Origin of the sequence: Kineococcus gurbantunggutensis (genome assembly GCF_050871925.1) — a bacterium.
GTDB lineage: Bacteria > Actinomycetota > Actinomycetes > Actinomycetales > Kineococcaceae > Kineococcus.
The window spans coordinates 1-24,439 of record NZ_JBJLSG010000075.1; the positions used below are offsets into that span (position 1 = coordinate 1).

The window sequence follows — 24,439 nt, forward strand, 5'->3', positions numbered from 1 at the left end:
CCCAAGGGGCGTGCTTACTTGGTAGGGAGTGCGGGCCCGGCGCAGCACCCCCCCGGTCAGCCCGGCTTAGCGGCCCGTGCCAAGAAGCCGCACGGCGGTGCCCACCGGCTGAAGGGGGGGGGCCGGGGCCCCCGCCCGCCCCGGTGCTGCCGGCGGGTCGGCGAGCAGCGCGCGCAGGTCCGCCCGGTACCGCTCGCCCATCCCCGTCGGCGGCACCTCCCGCCCGTCCAGGGACCAGGTCAGCAGGTGCTCGAGGGAGAAGCCGCTGCCGCAGGCCCCGCACGCCACCGGCCGCGCCGGGCGCCGGTGCCGCGTCACGGCGTGGCCGGCCGGGCACACCCCGCGCCAGCGGCCCGCCGGGCGCGGCGCGGAGGTCGTGCGGGCGCCCGTGCAGCCGAGGCGCCGCGCCGTCGCGCGCCACACGTCGTCGTGCCCGTGGCGGGTGCCGACCAGGGCGTGGGCGATCTCGTGCAGGACGGTGTCGCGCACCTCCTCCGGTGCGTGCAGCGCGGTCAGCGGCCCGCTGAGCCCGATCTGGCGGCGGTCCTCCCGGCACACCCCGGCCCGCGTGCGCGCCCGGTCCACCACGACCGTCCACCCCGCCAGGCCGTGCTCGGCCAGCAGGTCCTCGGCCATCGCCACCGCCTCGCGCACGTCCACCCCGCCATCCTGCCCGCCCGCCCCGACCCGCCACCCCTCCCTCCCCGCCTGCGGCGGTCGCGCACCGGCGGGGGCCCGACGGCCAGCGACCCCCGGAGGGGACCGGGGAGGGCGCGGCGGGCGGCGGCGTGCCAGGGTCGGGGCGTGAGCGCAGTCGTGGACGCCGTCGTGGTCGGGGCCGGGCCCAACGGGCTGGCCGCCGCCGTCGTGCTGGCCCGGGCCGGGCTGCGGGTGGAGGTCCTGGAGCGCAACGCCGCCGTCGGCGGCGGGGCGCGCACCGCCGAGCTGACGCTGCCCGGCTTCCTGCACGACCTGGGCTCCGCGGTGCACCCCATGGCGCTGGCCTCGCCGTTCTTCCGCGCCTTCGACCTGCCCGCGCACGGGGTGGAGCTGCTGCAGCCCGAGGTGCAGTACGCCCAGCCCCTCGACGGCGGCCGCGCGGCCCTGGCGCTGCGCGACCTGGACGCCACCGCCGACGGCCTCGGCGCCGACGGGGCGGCCTGGCGGGCCCTGCTCGGCCCACTGGTGCGGCGCTGGCGCGAGGTCGTCGCCCTGGCCCTGGGGGACCTGCGCAGCGCCCCGCCGACCCCGGCGGCGCTGGCCGCGGCCGTGCGCCTGGGCACCTCCGTGCTGGAGCAGGGCGGCCCGGCCTGGGGCGCGCGCTTCCGCGCCGAGGCCGCCCCCGCCCTGCTGACGGGGGTGGCCGCGCACGCCGTGGCCCCGCCGCGCGCGCTGGGCCCGGCCGGGGCGGGGCTGATGCTGGCCGCCCTGGCGCACGCGGTGGGCTGGCCGGTGCCCCGCGGCGGCTCGCAGTCCATCTCCGACGCCCTGGCCGCCGAGGTGCGCCGGCTGGGCGGCACCGTGCGCACCGGCGTGGAGGTCGCCGACCTGCGCGAGCTGCCGCCCGCGCGCGCGGTGCTGCTGGACGTGGTCCCGCGCGGGCTGCTGCGCCTGGCCGGGGACCGGCTGCCGCCGCGGTACGCGGCGCAGCTGCGCCGCTGGCGGCACCGCGCCGCCGCCGCGCCGGTGCACTTCGCCCTGGACGGCCCGGTGCCGTGGGCGGCCCCCGGCCTGGAGCGCGCCGGGACGGTGCACGTGGGCGGCACCCGCGCCGAGGTCGTCGCCGCCGAGCGGGCCGTGGCGGCCGGCCGGCACGCGGCGCGGCCCTACGTGCTGCTCTCGCAGCCCTCCGTGCTGGACCCCGGCCGCGCCCCGGGCGGGCGGCAGGTGCTGTGGACGTACGCGCACGTGCCGCTGGGCTCCACCGTGGACGTCGGCGATGCCGTGCAGGCGCAGCTGGAGCGGTTCGCGCCCGGCTTCGGCGACCGGGTGCTCGCCCGGCGCACGGTCACCGCGGTGCAGCTGGAGGAGCAGAACCCCAACCTCGTGCTCGGCGACATCTCCGGCGGGGCGGTGACGCCGTGGCAGCTGCTGTTCCGGCCGGTGCCGCGCTGGGACCCCTACCGGGTCCCGCTGCCGGTGCCGACCTACCTGTGCTCCTCGGCGACGGCGCCCTCCTCGGGCGTGCACGGCATGGCCGGGGTGCACGCCGCGCGGCGCGCGCTGCGGCAGGTGTTCGGCGTGCGCGTCGGCGCGGACGGGCTGTCCGCGCCGACGCGCTGAGCCGCGCCCCCGCCGGCGCCGCCGGGGGAGCGCGCCGGGCTCAGGAGCCGGCGGCGTGCGCCCGCTGCCCGGCGCCGGTCAGGTCCACCGCGCCGGAGAGGCGGGGCAGGAACCGCTGCAGGTGCTCGCGGCTGCGGCGGGCGGCCTCGCGGTGCACCGGGTCGTGGTCGTACAGCTCCACGCTGATCCAGCCGTCGAGGCCGTCGGTGCCCAGGGCGCGGCCCACGGCGGCGAAGTCGACGTCGCCGTCGCCGGGCACCAGGTGCGCGTGGACGCGGCCGGCGATGTCCTCCACCTGCAGGTGGCGGGTGATCGGCAGGTGCCGCGACAGCGAGCCGATCGGGTCGTCCTCGACCACGACGGTGTGGCCGAGGTCCTGGCTGAGCCAGAGGTCCTCGCTGCCGGTGCGGGCGATGACGGCGGCGACCTCGGCGTTCGTCTGGCAGTGGAACCCGGGTTCGGGCTCGATGCCCAGCACCGTGCTGCCGCGCGGCAGGCCCTGCGCGTCCAGCTCGTCGTGCAGGGTGTCGAGCAGCCGCGCCACGCCCTCGTCCAGCCAGCGGTCGGCGTCGGCCGCGTCGACGGCGGGGTGCCGGCTGCCGGTGGAGAACACCACCAGCGGCACGCCGACGCGCACGCCGATGCGCACGCCGCGGCGCAGCAGGTCCAGCCGGCGCTCGCGCTCGGCGGGGTCGGGGTCCACCAGGGCGGGTTCGAAGGGCAGTTCGCTGAGCAGGTGCGGGTCGCCGGTGGCGAGGCTGCACGCCACCAGGCCGGTTTCTTCTAGAACCCGGTGCAGCCGGTCGGCGTCGGCCGCGGAGAAGGCCCACGGGTCGACGTGCTGGCCGTTCAGCGAGAGCTCGATGCCGTCGTAGCCGGCGTCGGCCAGGACGCGGACGGCGTCGTCCAGCGGGACCGAGCGCAGGCCGTTGGCGTTGTAGGCGAGCCGGGAGTTCGACGCGCGGGTGTTGCGGGTGGAATGCACCTGGGGACTCCTCGTGGTCGTGGGACAGGCGCGGGGTCGGGAAGGACCTCTCGCAGGGTGTCAGCAACCCGCGCTGCGCGCGCCCCGGGGGTGCGCCCGCGCGCACCGGCGCCGGGTGACGGTGATCACGGCGCGTTCGGGGTGCGCGGCCCGGCGGGGGCGGGCAGGGTGGCGGCGTGCTGCTCCCACCGACGCGCGCCGCCCGTGGAGGTCGACCGTGACCGGAACCGCCCAGGCCCCCGTCGTCCCGCCCTCCTCGCTGCAGGTGTACCGCGAACTGGGCGACCTCAAACGTCTGCGCGACGCCCGCGGCCCGGGTTCCCTGGCCGACCGCGCGTTCGTGCGCTCCTGGCGCACCCTGCTCGCCGACCCCTCCCCGGCCGCGGTGCAGCGCCTGGCCCTGCGCGAGACCGCGCACGCCCTGGCGGCCGCGCGCTTGGCCGGCGTGGACGCCGGCGTGCTGGCGCTGGCGGGCCTGTCGCGCGCGGAGCGCCTGGACGTGCTGCGCCGCGCGTTCGACGCGGTGACCTCCACCGCCGACGGCGGGCTGGGCGACGTGGACGACCTGCGCGCGGCCCTGGACCCCGACCCGCTGGACGAGGACCTGCTGCCGGCCGAACCGGGTTTCGTGCGCGCCCTGGTGCACCAGCCGCGCGCCGGGGCCACCCACCCGGTGCGCCCGCGCATCGTCGTCGAGCCGCCCGAGAGCCACGGCGACCACTGCTTCACCACGGCCGTCTACTCCGCCCTGGTCGCGCCCCGGCACGGCGTGGCCCGCGGCGAGGCGTTCCTCGTCGCGCTGGCCCACCACCTGCCCAACGGCGACCTGCCCGACGCCGGCTTCGGCGGCGAGGTGCTGCTCGGCGAGCACTACCTTCCCGTCCTGGCCGCGCTGGAGGAGCGCTCCCTGGCGCAGCTGCCCGCCGCGGTGGCGCAGCGGCTGCGCGAGCTGCTGCCGCAGCGGGAACTGGCCGACAACCCCGTCGGGCGGGTGTTCAACACCGCCGACGTGCTGGACCGCGTGCTGCAGGTGCACCACCACGCCCGGGCCGCGGGTTTCACCGCCGGGCAGGCCCTGGACGACCTGGACATCGTGCACCCCGGTGCGGTGCAGCAGTTCCAGCTGCGCGTGCTGGCCGAGGCCGGCATCCCCGTGCGCTGAGCGCACCCCAGCCCACCGCCCCTCTTCGAGCAGACGGAGAACCGTGACCGATCCCCGCGACCCCGCCGACGACGCCACCACCGGGTGGGTGATCGCCGGTGCCGGCTGGGTGGCGCGCGACCACATGGCGCCCGCCCTGGCCGCCTCGCCCACCAGCCGCGTCGTCGCCGTGGTCGACCGCGACCTCGGCGCCGCGCGCGCCCTGGCGCAGCGGTTCCCCGGCGCCGTCGCCCACGACGACCTCGCCACCGCGTTCCGCGAACCGGGGGCGCGCGCGGCCTACGTCGCGACCCCGAACCACGCGCACCGCGAGGTCGCCGCCGCGGCCGCCGCCGCCGGGCTGGCCGTGCTGTGCGAGAAGCCGCTGGCGGCCACCCTCGACGACGCCGCCGCGCTCGTGCAGGCCTGCGAGGAGGCCGGCGTGCTCGCGGCCACCGCGTTCGACCAGCGGTTCCACCCCGCCCACCGGCGCACCGCCGAACTGCTGGCCGAGGGCGCGCTGGGCACCGTGACGAGCGTGCGGATCGTGTACGGCTGCTGGCTGCCGCCGGGCTGGGCGCCGCCGGGCAGCACCACCGGCGACAACTGGCGGGTGGACCCGGTGCGCGCCGGCGGCGGCGCCTACGTGGACCTGGCCCCGCACGGCCTGGACCTGGTCGGCGCCCTGCTCGGCGAGGACGTCGAGGTCGCCACCACGCACCTGCAGCGCCGCGTGCACGACTACGCCGTCGACGACGGCTCCGTGCTCGTCGGCAGCACGCCCTCCGGGGTGCTGGTCTCCATCGCGAACTCCTTCAACACCGTCGAGACCCTGCCGCGCCGCCGGCTGGAGGTCGTCGGCACCCGCGGCCAGCTCGTCGCGCAGAACACCATGGGCCAGACCGCCGGCGGCACGCTGGAGCTGATCGACGCCGCCACGGGGGAGTCCTCGCCGGTGGGTTTCGACACCGCCACCTCGCCGTTCGCCGCGCAGGTGCGCGCGGTGGAGGAGGCGCTGGCGGACCCCGCGCGCTGGCCGTTCCCGCTGGCGCGCGACCTGCGGCTGCTGCACCTGCTGCACGCCGCCCTCGGCGCCGGGGTCCCCGGCACCCGCCCCGACCCCGCCCTGACCGCGCAGGAGGCCCGAGCATGACCGGACCCAACGACTCCCACGAGCTGCGCGGCGTGCGCGCGGGCGAGCTGGCCCCGCTGCCCACCCGGGCGCACCGCAGCCACCGCGCCTACTCCTGCACGAACTGCGGGCACTGGCAGCGCTGGTTCGCGCACACCCCGCCGCCGCAGTGCCCGGTGTGCGCGGACGTGCGCAACGAGCTGCCCGAGGAGGGTTTCGCGTTCCGCACCGAGCGGGAGGTCGACGCCCTCGTGGAGACGTCGTGGCGCCAGGCGGTGCCCGGGGTCACCGAGTTCTGGTGCGACCCCGTCGTCGGCCTGGGCTCGCACGGCTGGGTGCTGGACACCGACGACGGCCTGCTGGGTTTCGAGGCCGCCCCCTGGTACAGCGCCGCGGCGCTGGCGGAGCTGCGCCGGCGCGGCGGGCTGCGGGTGCTGGCCTCCAGCCACGTGCACGGCTTCGGCGGCCTGTGGCAGCTGCAGGACGAGCTGGACCCGCCGGTCCTGGCCGTCGGCGTCGACGACCTGGTGTGGACCAAGGCGTTCCGCGTCACCTGGCCCGCCGACGACGTCCTGGAGCTCGCCCCCGGCATCTCGATGCACCGCACGGGCGGGCACTTCCCCGGCCACAGCGTCCTGCACGACGCCGGCCGCGGCCTGCTGTTCTGCGGCGACTCGCTGAAGATCGACCTGAACCCCGACGGCAGCGCCGCCGCCCTGAGCGCCCACAAGGCGTTCCACGCGCAGATCCCGCTCTCGCGCGCGGAGCTGCGGCGCATGCGCGAGACCGTCGGCGCGCTGCAGTTCGAGACGGTGTTCAGCCCGTTCGAGTTCGCCACCGGGGTGACCACCGCGCACGTGCTGGCCCTGGTGGACCACATGCTGGCCAACCCGCCCTCGGCCTCGCCGGTGCCCATGGACGTCCTGGTCCCCGGGGCGGTGTTCGCGTGAGCGCCCCCACCTCCCGCCCGCTCGTCGTCGACCACCCCGTCGACGCCGACGCCGAGCACGCGGCCACCACCCGGTTCCGCGCCGTGCTCGGCGAGCGGGACCGCTACGAGTTCCCCACCTACCGCCTGGACACCGTCGGGTTGCCCTCGTGGTGGACCATCGCGGCCGCCGGGCCCAGCGCCTCGGCGGCCATCGGGCACGGCTACGGCGCCACCGACGCCGACGCGCGCCGCTCCAGCTGGGGCGAGTCCGCCGAGCTGGGCCTGCTGCGCGAGCGGGTGGCGACCCTGGAGCACCGCCGCGGCACCCTGCGCGAGCTGGTGGACGAGTTCGGCGCCGACGCCGTGCTCGACCCGCCGGCGCTGTGCCTGGACGCCGGGGCCCCCTACTCGCCCGGCGCCGTGCTGAACTGGCTGCCGCTGCAGCGCTTCGGCACCGGCGAGCGGGTGTGGGCCCCCGCCGACGTCGTCCTGCGCGACGCCGACGAGCTGCCGCCGGGCATGGTCGACGACCTTCCCCGGCTGGTGACCCGGCACGGCAACGGCCTGGGCGCCGGGGACTCCCTGCACCGCGCCGTCGCCCACGGCATCGGCGAGCTGCTGCAGCGCGACGGCAACGGCACCCGCTTCCGCGCCATGGACACCGGCGTCGTGCTCGACCTCGGCCCGGACGACGAGCAGGTGCGCGACCCCGCCACCCGCCGGGCGCTGGCGGCGCTGCGCGCCCAGGGCGTGACGGTCGTGCCCAAGCTGGCCAACGACTGGTGGGGGGTCGTCAACGTCACCGTCGTCGGCGCCGACGACGACCCGCTGCAGCCGGTCATGGTCACCGCCGCCGGCGAGGCCGCGCACCCCGACCGCGAGGTCGCGCTGCGCAAGGCGGTGCTGGAGTTCGCCGCCGCCCGCTCGCGCAAGGCCTTCACCCACGGCTCCCTGGAGGCGGTGGCGGCCATCAGCCCGCCGGGCTACCTGGAGCGCTACGCCGCCGACCCGGCCACCCAGGAGGAGCGGGCGCTGCGCGGGATGCTGCGCTGGCTGGGCATGGACGCCGCCGGGCTGCGCGCCCTGCTGGAGCCGGTGGTGCTCGCCGAGCGCACCCGCGTGCGGTTCGACTCCCTGCCCACCTGGTCCGCGCCCCCCGGCGCCGACGAGCAGGAGGCGCTGGCCGCGCACCTGGTGGGCCTGCTGCGCGAGCGGGGCTTCGACGTCCTCGTCCTGGACTGCTCGAAGCCCGGATCGGGGGTGTCCGTGGCCCGCGTGGTCGTGCCCGGCCTGGAGGTCGAGATCGTCAGCTACGGGCGCATCGGCGAGCGCGGCGTGGCCGACCTGCTGGCCCGCGGCGACGGGCGCACCGGCCTGCACGGCATCGTCGGCCTGGGCGCGCCCGGCGAGGCCGGCGTGCCCGCCACCGCCGCGCCCGTGCACCTGACCGCCGCCGCCCGCGAGCGCCTGGGCGGGCCGGCCTGGCTGGACCGCGCCGCGACCGACCGCGTGCTGGGCGAGCTGTACCCGCTGTACCGCGAACCGGCCCTGCACGCCGCCGCCGTCGCCCGCGAGCGGGGGTGGGGGGCGTGAGGGTCTGCTTCGTCAGCCGCCGCTACTGGCCGGCGGTGTCCGGGATGAGCGTGTACGCCGAGAAGCTCCTGGGCGAGCTGACCGCCCGCGGGCACGAGGTCGTCCTCGTCTCGCAGTTCCGCGGCGACCCGGCCGGCAGCGCCGTCTACGGCGGCGGCCCGCCGCCCGCGGACCGCGTGCCCGCCGGGGTGCGCGCGGTCGGGCTGGAGGCGCTGGGCGAGCAGCGCGTCGCCCAGGGCCTGCCCGCCGACTTCGCCGCCGACGTCGCCGCGATGCGCGACACCGTCCTGCGCCTGCACGAGGAGCAGCCCTTCGACCTGCTGCACGCGCAGTACGCCTGGCCCACCGGCGAGGCCGTGCTGCAGGCCTCCGCCCTGCTCGGGCTGCCCTCGGTGGTCAGCGTGCAGGGCGGGGACGGGCACTGGGTGGGCCTGTGCTGCCCGGAGCACTCCGCCGGCATCCGCACCGTGCTGGACCGCGCCGGGGCCGTGCTCATCGGCTCGCGCACCTTCGCCGACGAGGTCGTGGAGCACCACGGCACCGACCCGGAGCGCTTCACCCTCGTCGGCGGGGCCACCGACACCGCCGCGTTCACCCCGGCCGACGACGCCGCCGTCGGCGTCCTGCCCGCCGACCGGCCCGTCACGCTGCTCTTCCACGGCCGGGTGGACCGCCGCAAGGGCGTGCTGGACCTGCTGCACGCCCTGGCCGCGCTGCGCGCGCGCGGCCGCGACGTGCGCCTGCTCGTCTCGGGCATCGGCCCCGACGTCACCGCCGTGGCCGACCTCGTGGCCGAGCTGGGCCTGGGCGCGGCGGTCGAGCAGCGCGGCTACGTGCCCTACGACGGCGCGCCCGCGGTGTACCGCGAGGGCGACGTGTTCGTCTCGCCGACGCAGTCGGAGGGGTTCTCCAACACGATCCTGGAGGCCATGGCCGCCGGGCTGCCGGTGGTGACCACCCGCACCGTCGGGGTCGTGGACTGCGTGCGCGACGGCGAGAACGGCCTGCTGCACGACGTCGGCGACGTCGCCGGCCTGACCGCCGCGCTGGAGCGGCTGCTCGACGACCCCGCCCTGGGGCCGAAGCTGGCGCAGCAGGCGCTGTCGGAGGTGCGCTCGGTGTGGTCCTGGCCGGCGCTGACCGGGCGCATCGAGGCCGTCTACGACGGCCTGGCCGGCACCGCCCCGGACACCTCGTGGACCGCGCTGCCGCCCGGGCGGCGGCACACCAGCGCCGGCCGCGGCGTCGAGCCCGCGGAACCGGCCGGCGGGTGCCGGTTCCTGAGCGCCCCGCACCTGCTGTGAGCGCGGCGGGCGCGCCGCCGCGGGCGGCGCGGGTGCTGGCGGTCTCCCCGCACCTGGACGACGCCGCGTTCTCCGCCGGCGGGCTGCTGGCCGGGCTGGCCGCGGCGGGCGCGGACGTGCTGGTGGTGACCGTCTACACCGGCAGCGTGGCCCGGCCCACCGGGTTCGCGCTGGCCTGCCAGACCGACAAGGGCCTGGCGCCGGAGGTGGACTACATGGCGCTGCGCCGCGCCGAGGACGAGGCCGCGACGGCCGCCCTGGGCGTGCGCGGGCGGCACCTGCCGCTGCTGGAGGCCCCGCACCGCGGGTACACCAGCGCCGCGGCGCTCTTCGGGCCCGTCGCGCCCGGCGACGAGGGCGCCCCGCGCGCCGTCGAGGCCGCCCTCGAGGACGTCCTGGACGACCTCGGCGGCGGCGTGGACCTGCTGCTGGGCCCGCAGGCCCTGGGCGACCACGTCGACCACCGCCACGTGCGCACCGCCGTCGACGCGCTCGCGCACCGGCGGCGCCTGCCGCTGGCGCGCTGGGCCGACACCCCGTACGTGCTGCGCCCCGGCGCGGACGCCCCCGCCGGCGCGCCGCGCACGCCCTGGGAGGGGGAGCTGGAGGCCAAGGTCGCCGCGTGCGCGGCGTACGCCACCCAGCTCGGCTTCCAGTTCGACGGCGAGGCGGCCATGGCCCGGGCGCTGCGCTCCCTGCCCGAGACGTTCGACCCGCCGCTGCCGGTCGCCGCGCCGGCGGGCTGAGGGCCGGCCCACCGCGGCCCGCCGGCGCGGTGGGCCGTGGCGGGACCCGGACGTCTCGCGGCGGGGTCCTGCCGGGAAGCCCCCGCCGGCGGGCGCCGCCGCCCAGACTGGCGGCACGACCGCCGCCCACCGCGGCGGACCGCGGAGAGGACGGGCCGGATGGACCAGACCGTGGCGAACGCGGCGGCAGCGCACCCGGTGCGGCCCCACCCGGAGCGGCACTCGGAGCTGCCCGGCGACGAGCTGGCCGCGCTGACCCCCGCGGGCCGCATGGTGATGACCACGGACGGCACGGTGACGGCGATCCTGGCCCACGCCGTCGGCGAGCGGATCGTGCTGGGCGGCACCGAGCAGCACCTGCTGGCGGTCGCCGCGCCCGCCGCCGGGCACCTGCGCCTGCCGGTGGGGGCGCCCGTCGAGCTGCGCACGGTGCAGCTCGTCGGCGAGCGCACCGGCACCCGCTACGTGCGCGCGGAGACCGTGGTGTCCACCGCCGCGCTGCCGCCCGCCTTCCGCGAGGACCTCGCCCGCGGCGCCGAGACGATCGGCCGGCTGCTGCGCGCGCACCGGCTGGAGACCTACCGCGAGGTCGTCGACGTCCAGGTCGCCGAGGCCGAGGGCACCTGCCGGCGCACCTACACCGTCTCGGCCGGCGGGGTGCCGGTGCTGCTCATCACCGAGCACTTCGAGGCCACGTGCCGCTTCCTGCCCGTCGGCCTGCCGGCGCAGGCGCGCCGCGGGGCCGCCCGGGCCGCCACCGGCCCCGCCTGAGCGGCCCGCGCGGGCGCCGCGTCAGCCCAGCGCGCCGCGCGGCACGATCCGCAGCACCACGCGCTCGACCTCGCGGCGGCGCACCACCCGCTCGACCAGGCGCACCACCCGGTGCTCGAAGCGGTACTGCCGCCGCACCAGCTCCGCGCCGCGCGCCGCGTCGGGGCCGGTGAGCACCTCGGCGCTGCCGGCGACGGGCTCGGCGCCCGCGCGCACCTTCCCGGAGCGGTTGCAGGGCACCAGCTCCACGCGCGGGTCGTTGCGCACGCGCTTGACCTTGGCGCTGTGCGCCGGGGTGACCACGACGAGGGCGTCGCCGTCGCGGGCGACCCACACGGCGGTGGCCACCGGCTCGCCGGAGCGGCGGTAGGTGGTCAGGGAGACGAAGGACTCGTCCCCGAGGGCCTCGAAGCGCTGCTGCTCGGTCGTGGGCGTGGTCATCGGCGGGCCTCTCGTGGGCGGCGCGCGGACTGCCCGCGGCGCCGGTGCGGTGCGTACCGGCCGATCCTGCGCGACGCGGGCACCGGCGGGCGCCCCCGGCGCGCGGGCTCGTCAGGAGCCTGCCGAGCTGCCCCCGCACGACCCGGGCGGCGCGGCGCGGCGGGGTCCGGGCGGGGCGCGGAGGAGCCCCGGCGGTGCGGGGGAGGGGCGGGCCGGTCGCTGCACGGCGCCGCGGTGGGGAGGAGAGGTGCCCCCGGCAGGACTCGAACCTGCGCACACGGCTCCGGAGGCCGATGCTCTATCCGCTGAGCTACGGGGGCTCGAGCAGGAGCAACCGTACCAGCGTCCGCGGTCGCGGCCGACCACCGGGGCGGCACCGCCCGCCCGGGGGCGCCCGCGCCGGGGGCGGTGCGGGGGCCCCGGCGGGGGCCCCGGCGGCGGCCCGAGGGGGGCGGTGCGCACGGGTAGGCTTGACGCCCGTGACCCCCGCCGAGCTCTCCACCGCCCTGCGGGACGCTCTGATGTCGGCCGTGCAGGCCGGCGAGCTGTCCCTCGACCCCGCCGACGTGCCGGCCGAGGTCCGCGTGGAGCGCCCCAAGAACCGCGACCACGGCGACTGGGCGACCAGCGTCGCCCTGCAACTGGCCAAGCGGGCCGGGCGCGCGCCGCGCGAGGTCGCCGCCCTCGTGCAGGAGCGGCTGCTGCGGGTGCCCGGCGTCAAGGCCGTCGACATCGCCGGCCCGGGCTTCCTCAACGTCACCCTGGACGCCGCCGCCGCCGGCGAGCTGGCCCGCGCGGTCGTCGAGGCCGGCACCGCCTACGGCACCGCCGCGCAGCCCACCGGCGAGAGGGTGAACCTGGAGTTCGTCTCCGCCAACCCCACCGGCCCCATCCACCTCGGCGGCACCCGCTGGGCGGCCGTGGGCGACTCCCTGGCGCGCATCCTCACCGCCGCCGGTGCGCAGGTCACCCGCGAGTACTACTTCAACGACCACGGCGCGCAGATCGACCGCTTCGCGCGCTCGCTGCTGGCCGCCGCGCACGGCGAGCCCACCCCCGAGGACGGCTACGGCGGCGCCTACGTCGGCGAGATCGCCCAGCAGGTCCTCGCCCGCGTGCCGGGCCTGCTGGAGCAGCCGCGCGAGCAGCAGCAGGAGGCGTTCCGCCGCGAGGGCGTCGAGCTGATGTTCACGGAGATCAAGAAGTCGCTGGCCGACTTCGGCGTCGAGTTCGACGTCTACTTCCACGAGGACTCCCTGCACGCCTCCGGCGCGGTGGACCGGGCGGTGGCGCGCCTGCGCGAGCTGGGCCGGATCTACGAGGCCGACGGCGCGACCTGGCTGCGCACCAGCGACTTCGGCGACGACAAGGACCGCGTCGTCGTCAAGAGCGACGGGCAGCCGGCGTACATCTCCGGGGACCTGGCGTACTACCTCGACAAGCGCGAGCGCGGCTTCGACCGCTGCGTGCTCATGCTCGGCGCCGACCACCACGGCTACGTCGGTCGGATGATGGCGATGTGCGCGGCGTTCGGCGACGAGCCCGGCCGCAACCTCGAGATCCTCATCGGGCAGATGGTGAACCTGGTGCGCGACGGCAAGCCGGTGCGGATGAGCAAGCGCGCCGGCACCGTCGTCACGCTGGAGGACCTCGTCGAGCAGGTCGGCGTCGACGCCGCCCGCTACTCCCTGGTGCGCTCCTCGGTGGACACCTCCATCGACATCGACCTGGACCTGCTCGTCAAGCGCAGCAACGACAACCCCGTCTACTACGTGCAGTACGCGCACGCCCGCACCGCCAACGTCGCCGTGAACGCCGCGGGCGCCGGGGTGCGCCGCGAGGACGCCTTCGACCCCGCGCTGCTCACCGACGAGACCGAGTCGCTGCTGCTGGCTGCCCTGGCGGAGTTCCCCTCCGTCGTCGCCCGCGCCGGCGAGCTGCGCGAGCCGCACCGCCTGGCCCGCTACCTCGAGGAGCTCGCGGGCCGGTTCCACAAGTTCTACGACGCCTGCCGGGTCACCCCCCGCGCCGGCGAGGAGGTCACCGACGTGCACCGCACCCGCCTGTGGGTGAACGACGCCACCCGCCAGGTGCTGGCCAACGGCCTGGCCCTGCTGGGCGTCAGCGCCCCGGAGCGCATGTAGTGGCCCGCTCGCACGAGGCCGGCCAGCTGCACTCGCCGGGCTCCTCCTCCATCGCCTACGTGCCCGCGTGGCTGCGCCCGCCGGGCGACGTCAACGAGCTGCTGCCGCAGCTGTGGGCGCGCACCGTCGAGCGCGGCGGCGACGGGGCGCTGCGCGTCGGCGGCGTCAGCGTGCTCGACCTGGCCGCCGAGCACGGCACGCCGCTGTACGTGGTGGACGAGCTGGACTTCCGCTCGCGCGCCACGGCGTTCCGCGACGCCTTCGCCGACGCCTTCGCCGACCTGTGCGGCGGGGCGGACGTCTACTACGCGTGCAAGGCGTTCATCGCCACGGGCGTGGCGCGCTGGCTGGCGCAGGACGGCCTGGGCCTGGACGCCGCCTCCTCCGGCGAGCTCGAGCTCGGCCTGCGCGGCGGGGTGCCGGGCGGGCGGATCGTGGTGCACGGCAACAACAAGTCGCGCGGGGAGATCGAGAAGGCGCTGCGCGCCGGCGTCGGGCGCGTCGTGGTGGACAACCTCCAGGAGGTCGACACCGTCGCCGACGTGGCGCGCTCCCTGGGCGTGGTCGCGCCCGTGATGCTGCGCGTGACCGTCGGGGTGGAGGCGCACACGCACTCCTACATCGCCACCGCCCACGAGGACCAGAAGTTCGGCCTGTCGCTGGCCTCGGGGGCCGCCGAGGCCGCCGTGGCGGCGGTCCTGGCCCGCCCCGAGCTGCGCCTGACCGGCCTGCACAGCCACATCGGCTCGCAGATCTTCGACATGGGCGGCTTCGAGGTCTCCGCCCGCCGGCTGCTGGGCCTGCACCGCGCCGTCGAGCGCGAGCACGGGGTGGCGCTGCCGGAGATGGACCTCGGCGGCGGCTTCGGGGTGGCCTACACCTCCGAGCACACCCCCCTGGCGCCGACCGAGATCGCCGGCCGGCTCGCCGAGATCGTCGCGCGCGAGTGCCTCGTGCAGGGCATCGCGGTGCCGCGCATCTCCGTCGAGCCCGGCCGCGCCATCGCCGCGCCGAGCACCTTCACCCTCTACGAGGTCGGCACCACCAAGGACGTGCAGCTCGACGCCGGCGTGGTGCGGCGCTACGTGTCCGTGGACGGCGGCATGAGCGACAACATCCGCACCGCGCTGTACGACGCGGACTACTCCGCCACCCTCGCCTCGCGCGCCTCGGGCGCGCCCGGCGTGCTCTCGCGCGTGGTGGGCAAGCACTGCGAGAGCGGCGACGTCGTGGTCAAGGACGAGTTCCTGCCCGCCGACGCCGCCGCCGGCGACCTGGTCGCGGTGCCCGGCACCGGGGCCTACGGGCGCAGCATGGCCAGCAACTACAACCAGGTCACCCGCCCGGCCGTGGTCTCCGTGCGCGACGGCGCCTCCCGGCTCCTGGTGCGCCGCGAGACGCCGGAGGACCTGCTGGCGCTGGACGCGGGCTGACGCGGCGCGCGGCGCACGCGCGCCGCGCGGTCTGAGAGGGTGTCCTCTGCCCCGCGGGGGCCGAGGTGATCGGGACGGTGGAGGGACAGCTGCGGTGGAGCCGGTGAAGGTCGCGTTGCTCGGGTGCGGGGTGGTCGGCACCGAGGTGGCCCGGCTGCTGACGACGCAGGCCGACGAGCTCGCCGCCCGCGTGGGCGCGCCCCTGGAGCTGACCGGCATCGCCGTGCGCCGGCTGGGCCGCGACCGCGGCCTGCCGGTCGACGCCTCGCTGTTCACCACCGACGCCGAGGAGCTCGTCACCCGCGCCGACGTCGTGGTGGAGGTCATCGGCGGCATCGAGCCGGCCCGCTCGCTGATGCTGCGGGCCATCGAGCACGGCGCCTCCGTGGTCACGGCCAACAAGGCGCTGCTGGCCGAGGACGGCCCCGCCCTGTACGAGGCGGCCGCCAAGCACGGCGTGGACCTGTACTACGAGGCCTCCGTGGCCGGGGCGATCCCGCTGCTGCGCCCGCTGCGCGAGTCCCTCGTCGGCGACCGCGTCACCCGGGTGCTGGGCATCGTCAACGGCACCACCAACTACGTGCTGGACCAGATGGACAGCACCGGGATGGGCTTCGCCGAGGCCGTCGAGCAGGCCCAGTCCCTGGGCTACGCCGAGGCCGACCCCACCGCCGACGTGGAGGGCTTCGACGCCGCCGCCAAGGCCGCGATCCTGGCCTCGCTGGCCTTCCACACCCGCGTGGCGCTCGACGAGGTGCACCGCGAGGGCATCACCGGCGTCTCCGCCGCCGACGTGCGCGCCGCGCAGGCGCAGGGCTGCGTGGTCAAGCTGCTGGCCATCGCCGAGCGCAGCACCGGCCCCGCCGGCGAGGACGCCGTCTCGGTGCGGGTGCACCCGGCGATGCTGCCGCGCGAGCACCCGCTGGCCGGGGTGCGCGGGGCGTTCAACGCCGTCTTCGTGGAGGCCGAGGCCGCCGGGCAGCTGATGTTCTACGGCCCCGGCGCCGGGGGGCAGCCCACCGCCAGCGCCGTGCTCGGCGACGTGGTGGCCGTGGCCCGCCACCGCCGCTCCGGCGGCCGCGGGCCGGGGGAGTCGGCCTACGCCGACCTGCCGGTGCTGCCCATGGACGAGACCGTCACCCGCTACCACGTGCGCCTGGACGTGGCGGACAGGCCGGGCGTGCTGGCCCAGGTGGCGGGCGTGTTCGCCGCCCACGGCGTCTCGATCGAGGCCGTGCAGCAGCGGCAGGAGCCGGCCGGGCCCGGCGGCGGCGGGCGCGCGGTGCTCGTCGTGGTGACCCACAGCGCGCCGGACGCGGCGCTGGCGGCGACGGTGGACGAGCTGGAGGACCTGGAGATCGTGGACTCGGTGGCGGGCGTGCTGCGCGTGGAGGGCGTCGAGGCGAAGGGGGGCGTCGCCTGATGGCGCACGTGTGGCGGGGCCTGATCGAGGAGTACCGCGACCGCCTGCCGGTCAGCGAGCGCACCCCCGTGGTGACCCTGGGCGAGGGCGGCACGCCGCTCGTGCACGCCCGGCACCTGTCCGAGCGCGCCCGCGGGCGCGTCTACCTCAAGGTCGAGGGCTGCAACCCCACCGCGTCCTTCAAGGACCGCGGCATGACGATGGCCATGAGCAAGGCCGCCGAGAACGGCGCCGAGGTGGTGATCTGCGCCTCCACCGGCAACACCTCCGCCTCCGCGGCCGCCTACGCCACCGCCGCGGGCATCCGCTGCGCGGTGCTCGTGCCGGACGGCAAGATCGCCATGGGCAAGCTGTCGCAGGCGGTGGCCCACGGCGCCACGCTGCTGCAGGTCGACGGCAACTTCGACGACTGCCTCACCCAGGCCCGCAAGCTCGCCGAGGCGTACCCCGTCGAGCTGGTGAACTCGGTCAACCCGTACCGCATCGAGGGGCAGAAGACCGGCGCCTTCGAGGTCGTCGACGTCCTCGGCGACGCCCCGGACATCCACGCGCTGCCCGTCGGCAACGCCGGCAACATCACCGCGTACTGGAAGGGCTACTGCGAGTACGCCGCCGACGGCGTGGCCGCCAAGCGGCCCAGGATGTGGGGCTTCCAGGCCGCCGGCGCCGCGCCCCTGGTGCAGGGCCACCCGGTCGACGAGCCGGAGACGATCGCCACCGCCATCCGCATCGGCCACCCCGCCTCCTGGAACGGGGCCACCACCGCCCGCGACGACTCCGGCGGGCGCATCGACGCGGTCAGCGACGAGCAGATCCTCGCCGCGCACCGCTGGCTGTCTTCCAAGGAGGGCGTCTTCGTCGAGCCCGCCTCCGCCGCCGGCATCGCCGGCCTGCTCGCCGCGTGCGAGGCCGGCGAGGTCGAGGAGGGCCTGACCATCGTCGTCACGGTCACCGGCCACGGCCTGAAGGACCCGCAGTGGGCGCTGGAGCTGGCCGGCGGCACCGGTGCCGACGGGGCCCGGCGCGCCGTGGAGCCCGTGCGCGTGCAGCCCGACGCGGTGACCATCGCGCGGGCCCTGGACCTCGACGTCTGAGGCGGGCCCGCACGTGAGCGCCGCCCCCGGCACCCCCGCGGCCACCCGGGCGCCCTCGTCCCGGCTGCCCGCCGGCACCGCCACGACCGTGCGCGTGCCGGCCACCAGCGCCAACCTCGGCCCGGGCTTCGACGCCTTCGGCCTGGCGCTGGACCTGCACGACGAGGTGCGCGCGCGCGTGGTGCCCGGCGAGGTGCGCGTGCGCGTGCACGGCCAGGGCGCCGACCGCCTGCCCACCGACGCCCGCCACCTCGTGGCGCGCGTGGCGCTGGAGGCGCTGGCCGCCGCCGGGTGCACCGTCGAGGGCCTGGAGCTGGTGTGCCGCAACGTGATCCCCCAGGGGCGCGGTCTGGGCTCGTCGGCCTCGGCGATCGTGGCGGGCCTGGCCGTGGCCCAGGGGCTCGTGCAGGCCGCCGGCCTGTCGGAGGAGCCGGTGCAGGCGGTGCGCGAGCGGCTGCTGCTGGAGTCCAGCCGCCGCGAGGGGCACCCGGACAACGCCGCCCCGGCCGTCTTCGGCGGCTTCACCATCGCCTGGACCCGCGGGGACGACCCCACCCGCCCGGAGGCGGTGCGCTCGGTGCGCCTGCCCGTGCACCCCGACGTGCGCGCCGTGGTCTGCGTGCCGCAGGAGGAGCTGGCGACCTCGCGCGCGCGGGCGCTGCTGCCCGCCGCGGTGCCGCACGCGGACGCGGCGCTGACGGCCGGCCGCGCGGGCCTGCTCGTGCACGCCCTGACCAGCGCGCCGGAGCTGCTGCTGGACGCCACCGTGGACCGCCTGCACCAGGACCAGCGGGGCCCGGCCATGCCGCGCACCGCGGCGCTGCTGCGGCTGCTGCGCGCGCGGGGCCTGGCCGCCGTCGTCTCCGGCGCCGGCCCGAGCGCGCTGGTGCTGGTGCCGGCCGCGCGCGCGGGCGAGGTCGGTGAGGTCGCCGCGGCCCACGGCGGCTGGCAGGTGCTGGCCGTGCCCGTGGACGAGCGCGGCGTGAGCTGGACCCCCGGCGCCTGACCCCGCGCCCGCCGCGGGGACCGCGGGGCCGTTCGGGGGAGCTGGAACGCTCCGGAGCACCGTGGTGTTACGATCGTGGCAGCACCTCACCGGCGGGGTCGCGCTCACCTTCTGCGCATGCTCTCCTCGCCGCACGGTGCACCTCCACGATCGCCTCGCGCTCTTCAGCGCGTCCGTGGGACCAAGTTCCTGCCCGTTCCGGGCAGTCATCGCGACCGTGCCCACTCTGACTGGCCAGTCGCTGGACGAGGGGGAAGGACCTTCGTGACCGACACCACCGACATCGCCGCCACCGACGGCGCCACGGCCGGCGGGGCCGCCGACGCACCCGCGCCCCGCCGCACCGGCAGCCTCTCCGCGCTGCGCCTGCCCCAGCTGCAGGCCCTGGCCGCCGAGCTCGGCATCAGCGGCACCGGCCGCATGCGCAAGGTGGACCTGCTCGCCGCCATCCGCGAGCACCAGGCGGCCGTGCCGCAGCGCTCGACCCGCCCGGCCGCCGACGCGGCGCCGAGCGCCCCCGCGCAGCCCGTGCAGACCCCGCTCGCCCCGGTGGGTGCGCCCGCCGAGGCCGCCGCCCCCGCGGGCACCGCGACCGCCGAGCGCCCGCAGGCCGCGCCCGCCCCCGAGGGGACCGCCGAGGCCCCCTCGCGCCGCTCGCGCCGCGCCGGCGCCCCCGCCGGTGCGCCGGCCCCCGCCGTGGAGCTGCCGGTGCGCAGCGACGTCCCCGCCGTGCCGGCGCAGGACCGCGGCGGCGAGGAGCGCGCCCGCGAGCGCGGCGAGGAGAACGCCGCGCCGGGCCTGCCCACGCTCGAGGAGTTCACCGCCCGCGCCGAGCGGCCCGAGCGCCTCTCCCGCCGCGAGCGCGCCCGCCGCGACCGCGTGCGCGAGCCCGACCAGCAGGTCGAGCTGCCGCCGCTGCCGCGCCGCGAGGCCGAGGGCGAGCAGGACCGCGCCGAGCAGCCCGAGCGCGCCGAGCGCCAGGACCGCGGCGAGCGCGCGGACCGCGCCGAGCGCCCCGACCGCGGTGAGCGCCCCGACCGCGGTGAGCGCGCGGACCGCGCCGAGCGCGCGGACCGCGCCCGCGGCGAGGAGCGCGAGCCCCGCGCCGCCGCGGTGGGGGCCACCGGCCCCTCCGACGACTTCGACGACGACCGCGGCGGGCGCCGCGGGCGCCGCAACCGCTACCGGGACCGCAAGGGCCGCCGCGGCGGCCGCGAGGGCGTCGCGCCCGAGGTCGACACCGAGATCGGCGAGGACGACGTCCTGCTGCCGGTGGCCGGCATCCTCGACGTGCTGGACAACTACGCGTTCATCCGCACCTCCGGCTACCTGGCCGGCGCGAACGACGTGTACGTCTCGCTGAACCAGGTCAAGAAGAACCACCTGCGCCCCGGCGACGCGGTGACCGGCGCGGTGCGCCAGCCCCGCGAGGGCGAGCAGCAGGGCCAGCGCGCGAAGTTCAACGCCCTGGTGCGCGTGGACACCGTCAACGGCGCCCCGCCGGAGCAGGCCCGCAACCGGCCGGACTTCACCAAGCTCACGCCGCTGTACCCGCAGGAGCGGCTGCGCCTGGAGACCGAGCCCAACGTCCTGACCACGCGGATCATCGACCTGATGTCCCCGCTGGGCAAGGGCCAGCGCGGTCTGATCGTGGCCCCGCCCAAGGCCGGCAAGACGATGGTCATGCAGGCCATCGCCAACGCCATCACGACGAACAACCCCGAGTGCCACCTCATGGTCGTCCTCGTCGACGAGCGGCCCGAAGAGGTCACCGACATGCAGCGCACGATCAAGGGTGAGGTCATCGCCTCCACCTTCGACCGTCCCGCCGCGGACCACACCGCCGTCGCCGAGCTCGCCATCGAGCGGGCCAAGCGCCTGGTGGAGCTGGGCAACGACGTCGTCGTGCTGCTGGACTCGCTGACCCGCCTGTCGCGCGCCTACAACATCTCGGCGCCGGCCAGCGGCCGCATCCTGTCCGGCGGTGTGGACGCCTCGGCGCTGTACCCGCCCAAGCGCTTCTTCGGCGCGGCCCGCAACGTCGAGAACGGCGGCTCGCTGACCATCCTCGCCTCGGCGCTGGTCGAGACCGGCTCCAAGGCCGACGAGGTGATCTTCGAGGAGTTCAAGGGCACCGGCAACATGGAGGTCCGCCTGTCGCGCCAGCTGGCCGACAAGCGCATCTTCCCCGCCGTGGACGTCCCGGCCTCCGGCACGCGGCGCGAGGAGATCCTCATGTCGCGCGAGGAGCTGCAGACCGTGTGGAAGCTGCGCCGCGTGGTCACCGCGCTGGACGCGCAGGCCTCCATCGAGCTGCTGCTCGACCGGCTCAAGAAGACCCGCAGCAACCTCGAGTTCCTCGTCCAGGTGCAGAAGTCCACGCCCCTGGTCAACAAGGACTCGGACGACTGACCCCGACCGGCCCGGCGCGGGAATCACCGCGCCGGGCCGACGGTTCCACCAGGTGAGCGGATCGCCCAGCACGCTGTGGGAGACTCGTTCGACCGCAGGCCCCGGCTCACGCCAGCACCACCCCCGCGGGGGAGGGCGACCCGGTGCCGCTCGACGCGATGAGGAGAACACCATGAAGGCCGGTATCCACCCGGAGTACGTGGACACCCAGGTGACCTGCACCTGCGGCAACACGTTCACCACCCGCAGCACCTCGACGAACGGCGAGCTCCGCGCCGACGTGTGCAGCGCCTGCCACCCGTTCTACACGGGCAAGCAGAAGATCCTGGACACCGGCGGCCGGGTGGCTCGCTTCCAGGCTCGCTACGGCAAGAAGACCGCCAAGTAGCACCCCCGCAGCGCCGGTCCCACCGCCCTCACGGGCGGGGGACCGGCGCTGTCGCGTTCCCGCCCCGCACCCCGTCCCGCCCCGCACCCCGGAAGGTCCCGCCGTGTTCGAGTCCGCCCAGCCGCTGCTCGACGAGCACGCCCAGCTGGAGCACCGGCTGGCCGACCCCGCGGTGCACGCCGACGCCGCCCTGGCCCGCTCGCTGGGCCGGCGCTACGCCGAGCTGGGCGCGGTCGTCGAGGCCCACGCCGCCTGGCGCGCCGCCGTGGACGACGCCGGCGCCGCGCGCGAGCTGGCCGCCGAGGACGCCTCCTTCGCCGCCGAGCTGCCCGCGCTGGAGCGGGCCGCCGACGAGGCCGCCGAGAGGCTGCGCCGGCTGCTGCTGCCGCGCGACCCGGACGACTCCCGCGACGTCATCCTCGAGGTCAAGGCGGGGGAGGGCGGGGAGGAGTCGGCCCTGTTCGCCGGGGACCTGTTGCGGATGTACCTGCGCTACGCCGAGCGCCGCGGCTGGACGACCGAGCTGCTCGGCTCCACCCCCAGCGACCTCGGCGGGTACAAGGACGTCTCGGTGGCGGTGAAGACCCGCGGCGCGGCCGCCGAGGGCGTGTGGAGCCGGCTGAAGTACGAGGGCGGCGTGCACCGGGTGCAGCGCGTGCCCGTCACCGAGTCCGCCGGGCGCGTGCACACCTCCGCCGTCGGGGTGCTCGTGGTGCCCGAGGCCGAGGAGGTCGAGGTGCAGGTCGACCCGGGCGACCTGCGCGTGGACGTCTTCCGCTCCTCCGGGCCCGGCGGGCAGAGCGTGAACACCACCGACTCCGCCGTGCGCATCACGCACCTGCCCACCGGCATCGTGGTGAGCTGCCAGAACGAGAAGTCGCAGCTGCAGAACCGCGAGCAGGCCCTGCGCATCCTGCGCGCCCGCCTGCACGCGGCCGCCCAGGAGGCCGCCGACGCCGAGGCGTCGGCCGCGCGGCGCTCGCAGGTGCGCACGGTGGACCGCTCCGAGCGCATCCGCACCTACAACTTCGGCGAGAACCGCATCGCCGACCACCGCACGGGCTTCAAGGCGTACAACCTCGACGCCGTCCTCGACGGTGACCTGGACCCGGTGATCCAGTCGGCCGTGGACGCCGACGAGGCCGCTCAGCTCGCCGGCACCACCTCGGCCTGATCCGTCGCACCTCCCCGCCTCCTACGATCCTCTTGCACGAACCACGGCCATCCGTAGGATCGGGGAGGTGGACGAGGAGCGCTGGGCACTGCTCGAGAAGCGGCTCGCGGCCCTGGAGGCCCGCGTCGCCGACGCCGAGCACCCCGACCGGCGCGAGGAGTTCTGGGCCCTGCGCGCCCTGAAGGAGCGCGCCGAGGGCCGCTCGCAGGTCCTGTTCGCCGGAGCCGTCACCCTGCCCGACGGGCGGCGCTACGAGTGGCAGGAGGGCGTGGAGGTCGAGCCGATGCTCGACGCCGACCTCACCGGCGCGGTCGCCGCGCTGTCCGCCCTGGCCCACCCCGTGCGCCTGCAGCTCGTGCACAAGGTGCTGCACGGGCGGCGCACCGTCCCCGAGCTGGCCGAGGGCCTGGGCACCTCGGGGCAGCTCTACCACCACCTGCGCCAGCTCGTCGCCGAGGGCTGGCTCGCCACGTCCGGCCGGGGGGTCTACGAGGTCCCCGCCGTGCGCGTGGTCCCGCTGCTGACCCTGCTCGCCGCCGCCGGACTGAGGTGACCGCCGTGACCCCCACCGCTCCCGCCCGCACGTCCACCCGCCCCCGCTCCCGGCGCCGCGCGCGCGCCGCCGCGCTGGCCCTGGCCCTCGCCCTGGCCGGCGCGTCCACCGCCCCGGCGGCCGCCGCGCACGCCGCGCCCGCCGCGCACGCCGTCCTGCGCGCGACCCCGCCGGCCCCGCCGCAGCTGTCCGCCGACGCCACCGGGGACCCCGCCCTGGCCGGGCGGGCGCGCGCGGCGGCGGCCGGGCTGGCGGTGCAGGGCCTGGCCGTCGCCGAGGGCGACGCCGCCGGCGGGCGCAGCGCCGCCCTCGGCCGCGCCGACGCCCGCCCGGGCCGCGAGCGGGCGATGACCGCGGGCACCCCCCAGGAGGTCGGCTCGGTGGCCAAGGCGCTCACCGGCCTGCTGCTCGCCGAGGCCGTCGCCCGCGGCGAGGTCACCGCGAGCACCACCCTCGCCGAGGTCCACGCCGACCGGGACCTGCCCGCTGAGCTGGGCCGCACCACCCTGGCCGAGCTGGCCACCCACACCTCCGGCCTGCCGCGCCTGAGCACCCGCGCGCAGCTGCGCGCGCTGGTCACCGACCGCACCCTGGGCAACCCCTACGCGTGGGACACCCCGGAGTCCCTGCTCGCCGACGCCGGCGGCACCCCGCTGCGCACGCCGCGCGGCGAGTACTCGTACTCCAACCTCGGCCACGCCCTGCTGGGGCAGGCCCTGGCGGTGCGCGCCGGCGTGCCCTACCCGCGGCTGCTGCGCGAGCGCGTGCTGGAGCCGCTGGGGGCGGGCGCCACCGCCGCGCTGCCCGACCCGCTGCCGGCCGGCCGCGCCCGCGAGGTCGCCCCCGACGGGCGCGGCACCCGCCCGTGGCTGTCCACCGGCAGCGCCCCGGCCGGCACGGGCGTGTTCTCCACGGCCGAGGACCTCGGCCGGCTGGCGGCCGCCGCCGCCTCCGGCCGGCTGCCCGGCGCCGCGGCGCTGGAGCCGAGGGTCGAGGCCGAGGGGATGCGCGCCGGCTGGGGCTGGTTCACCGCCACCCTCGACGGGCGCGCGGTGGTGGGCGTCAACGGCGCCACCTACGGGGCGCAGGCGTCGGTGTGGTGCGAGCCGGCCACCGGGCGCTGGGTGGCGGTGACCGCCCCGACGGGGCCCGGCGCGCAGCCGGCCGCGCAGACCGTGGCCCTGCGCCTGCTGCTCGGGGCGGACCCGGGCGCCTGAGCGCCGCGGCGGCGTGGCAGGGTCGCGGGCGTGCTGGCGGCGGCGGGACGGACGGTCCGGGGACTCCTCGAGGGGGCGGCGGCCCGGCTCGCCGCCGCGGGGGTGCCCAGCCCCCGCGTGGACGCCGAGGTGCTGCTCGCGCACGCCCTGGACGTGCAGCGCTCCCGCCTGGCCGTGCTCGCCGCGCTCGGCTCGCCGGTGGAGGAGGGCGCGGCCGGGCGCTTCGCCGCCGGGGGCGAGCTGCGCGCCCAGCCGCTGCCGCTCCAGC

General features: G+C 77.5%; 21 protein-coding genes, 1 tRNA gene and 1 pseudogene. 19 read left to right on the plus strand and 4 right to left on the minus strand.

The genetic code is table 11. The features are described from left to right. Positions 1 to 66 precede the first annotated feature (66 nt). Entirely contained in the window at positions 67 to 660 is a 594-nt protein-coding gene (locus ACRYR7_RS14540) for a SprT-like domain-containing protein (protein ID WP_432572823.1), read from the minus strand. 144 nt (positions 661 to 804) lie between these two features. Between ACRYR7_RS14540 and ACRYR7_RS14545 the strand changes: the two genes are divergently transcribed. Then, positions 805 to 2,283 (plus strand): phytoene desaturase family protein, encoded by a 1,479-nt coding sequence (locus ACRYR7_RS14545; protein ID WP_432572824.1) that lies wholly within the window; start codon positions 805 to 807, stop codon positions 2,281 to 2,283. Positions 2,284 to 2,323: 40 nt separating this feature from the next. On the opposite strand, the gene ACRYR7_RS14550 is transcribed toward ACRYR7_RS14545, so the two are convergent. Continuing rightward, a complete protein-coding gene (locus ACRYR7_RS14550) occupies positions 2,324 to 3,268 on the minus strand; it encodes a sugar phosphate isomerase/epimerase family protein (RefSeq protein WP_432572825.1) in 945 nt (314 codons plus the stop codon). Between the two features lie 217 nt (positions 3,269 to 3,485). On the opposite strand from ACRYR7_RS14550, the gene ACRYR7_RS14555 reads away from it, so the two are divergent. The 7 genes from ACRYR7_RS14555 to ACRYR7_RS14585 all read left to right on the plus strand — a co-directional run bounded on the left by ACRYR7_RS14555 (position 3,486) and on the right by ACRYR7_RS14585 (position 10,886). Beyond that, positions 3,486 to 4,430 carry an HD domain-containing protein gene (locus tag ACRYR7_RS14555; protein ID WP_432572826.1) on the plus strand — a complete coding sequence of 315 codons (945 nt, stop codon included), beginning with the start codon at positions 3,486 to 3,488 and terminating at the stop codon, positions 4,428 to 4,430. A gap of 43 nt (positions 4,431 to 4,473) precedes the next feature. Beyond that, the gene (locus tag ACRYR7_RS14560) at positions 4,474 to 5,562 is read left to right on the plus strand and encodes a Gfo/Idh/MocA family protein (protein ID WP_432572827.1); all 1,089 of its coding nucleotides are present in this window, start codon (positions 4,474 to 4,476) and stop codon (positions 5,560 to 5,562) included. Further along, entirely contained in the window at positions 5,559 to 6,491 is a 933-nt protein-coding gene (locus ACRYR7_RS14565; RefSeq protein WP_432572828.1) for an MBL fold metallo-hydrolase, read from the plus strand. The genes ACRYR7_RS14560 and ACRYR7_RS14565 overlap by 4 nt, the downstream gene beginning before the upstream one ends. Beyond that, positions 6,488 to 8,065: a YcaO-like family protein gene (locus ACRYR7_RS14570; protein WP_432572829.1), complete on the plus strand. Its 1,578-nt coding sequence runs from the start codon at positions 6,488 to 6,490 to the stop codon at positions 8,063 to 8,065. Before ACRYR7_RS14565 ends, ACRYR7_RS14570 begins: the two co-directional genes overlap by 4 nt. Further along, a complete protein-coding gene (locus ACRYR7_RS14575) occupies positions 8,062 to 9,369 on the plus strand; it encodes a glycosyltransferase family 4 protein (protein ID WP_432572830.1) in 1,308 nt (435 codons plus the stop codon). Before ACRYR7_RS14570 ends, ACRYR7_RS14575 begins: the two co-directional genes overlap by 4 nt. Beyond that, positions 9,366 to 10,115, plus strand: coding sequence for a PIG-L family deacetylase (locus ACRYR7_RS14580; RefSeq protein ID WP_432572831.1), 750 nt, complete (start codon positions 9,366 to 9,368; stop codon positions 10,113 to 10,115). The genes ACRYR7_RS14575 and ACRYR7_RS14580 overlap by 4 nt, the downstream gene beginning before the upstream one ends. Positions 10,116 to 10,274: 159 nt before the next feature. After that, positions 10,275 to 10,886 (plus strand): chorismate--pyruvate lyase family protein, encoded by a 612-nt coding sequence (locus ACRYR7_RS14585; protein WP_432572832.1) that lies wholly within the window; start codon positions 10,275 to 10,277, stop codon positions 10,884 to 10,886. A gap of 21 nt (positions 10,887 to 10,907) precedes the next feature. Here the strand turns inward: ACRYR7_RS14585 and ACRYR7_RS14590 are convergent, their stop codons facing one another. Together ACRYR7_RS14590 and ACRYR7_RS14595 are read right to left on the minus strand one after the other, a co-directional pair. After that, a complete protein-coding gene (locus ACRYR7_RS14590; RefSeq protein WP_432572833.1) occupies positions 10,908 to 11,327 on the minus strand; it encodes a PPOX class F420-dependent oxidoreductase in 420 nt (139 codons plus the stop codon). Positions 11,328 to 11,575: 248 nt separating this feature from the next. Then, positions 11,576 to 11,647, minus strand: a tRNA-Arg gene (locus tag ACRYR7_RS14595). 159 nt (positions 11,648 to 11,806) lie between these two features. Between ACRYR7_RS14595 and argS the strand changes: the two genes are divergently transcribed. The 11 genes and pseudogenes from argS to ACRYR7_RS14650 all read left to right on the plus strand — a co-directional run. Then, a complete protein-coding gene (gene argS / locus ACRYR7_RS14600; protein WP_432572834.1) occupies positions 11,807 to 13,471 on the plus strand; it encodes an arginine--tRNA ligase in 1,665 nt (554 codons plus the stop codon). Continuing rightward, positions 13,471 to 14,904 carry a diaminopimelate decarboxylase gene (gene lysA / locus ACRYR7_RS14605; protein ID WP_432572835.1) on the plus strand — a complete coding sequence of 478 codons (1,434 nt, stop codon included), beginning with the start codon at positions 13,471 to 13,473 and terminating at the stop codon, positions 14,902 to 14,904. The genes argS and lysA overlap by 1 nt, the downstream gene beginning before the upstream one ends. A 94-nt stretch (positions 14,905 to 14,998) precedes the next feature. Then, positions 14,999 to 16,327 (plus strand): homoserine dehydrogenase, encoded by a 1,329-nt coding sequence (locus ACRYR7_RS14610; RefSeq protein ID WP_432572836.1) that lies wholly within the window; start codon positions 14,999 to 15,001, stop codon positions 16,325 to 16,327. Beyond that, the gene (gene thrC, locus ACRYR7_RS14615; protein ID WP_432572837.1) at positions 16,327 to 17,421 is read left to right on the plus strand and encodes a threonine synthase; all 1,095 of its coding nucleotides are present in this window, start codon (positions 16,327 to 16,329) and stop codon (positions 17,419 to 17,421) included. Before ACRYR7_RS14610 ends, thrC begins: the two co-directional genes overlap by 1 nt. A 13-nt stretch (positions 17,422 to 17,434) precedes the next feature. After that, a complete protein-coding gene (gene thrB, locus ACRYR7_RS14620; protein WP_432572838.1) occupies positions 17,435 to 18,427 on the plus strand; it encodes a homoserine kinase in 993 nt (330 codons plus the stop codon). 264 nt (positions 18,428 to 18,691) lie between these two features. Continuing rightward, on the plus strand, positions 18,692 to 20,839 hold the full coding sequence (rho, locus tag ACRYR7_RS14625) for a transcription termination factor Rho (RefSeq protein WP_432572839.1): 2,148 nt from the start codon (positions 18,692 to 18,694) through the stop codon (positions 20,837 to 20,839). 172 nt (positions 20,840 to 21,011) lie between these two features. After that, positions 21,012 to 21,227 carry a 50S ribosomal protein L31 gene (rpmE, locus tag ACRYR7_RS14630; protein WP_432572840.1) on the plus strand — a complete coding sequence of 72 codons (216 nt, stop codon included), beginning with the start codon at positions 21,012 to 21,014 and terminating at the stop codon, positions 21,225 to 21,227. 103 nt (positions 21,228 to 21,330) lie between these two features. Continuing rightward, positions 21,331 to 22,401 carry a peptide chain release factor 1 gene (prfA, locus tag ACRYR7_RS14635; protein ID WP_432572841.1) on the plus strand — a complete coding sequence of 357 codons (1,071 nt, stop codon included), beginning with the start codon at positions 21,331 to 21,333 and terminating at the stop codon, positions 22,399 to 22,401. 67 nt (positions 22,402 to 22,468) lie between these two features. Further along, on the plus strand, positions 22,469 to 22,954 hold the full coding sequence (locus ACRYR7_RS14640) for an ArsR/SmtB family transcription factor (protein WP_432572842.1): 486 nt from the start codon (positions 22,469 to 22,471) through the stop codon (positions 22,952 to 22,954). 5 nt (positions 22,955 to 22,959) lie between these two features. Further along, positions 22,960 to 24,171, plus strand: a complete 1,212-nt coding sequence (locus ACRYR7_RS14645) for a serine hydrolase domain-containing protein (RefSeq protein ID WP_432572843.1) — start codon at positions 22,960 to 22,962, stop codon at positions 24,169 to 24,171. A gap of 30 nt (positions 24,172 to 24,201) precedes the next feature. Next, positions 24,202 to 24,439: pseudogene (locus tag ACRYR7_RS14650) on the plus strand (peptide chain release factor N(5)-glutamine methyltransferase); the annotation flags it as partial.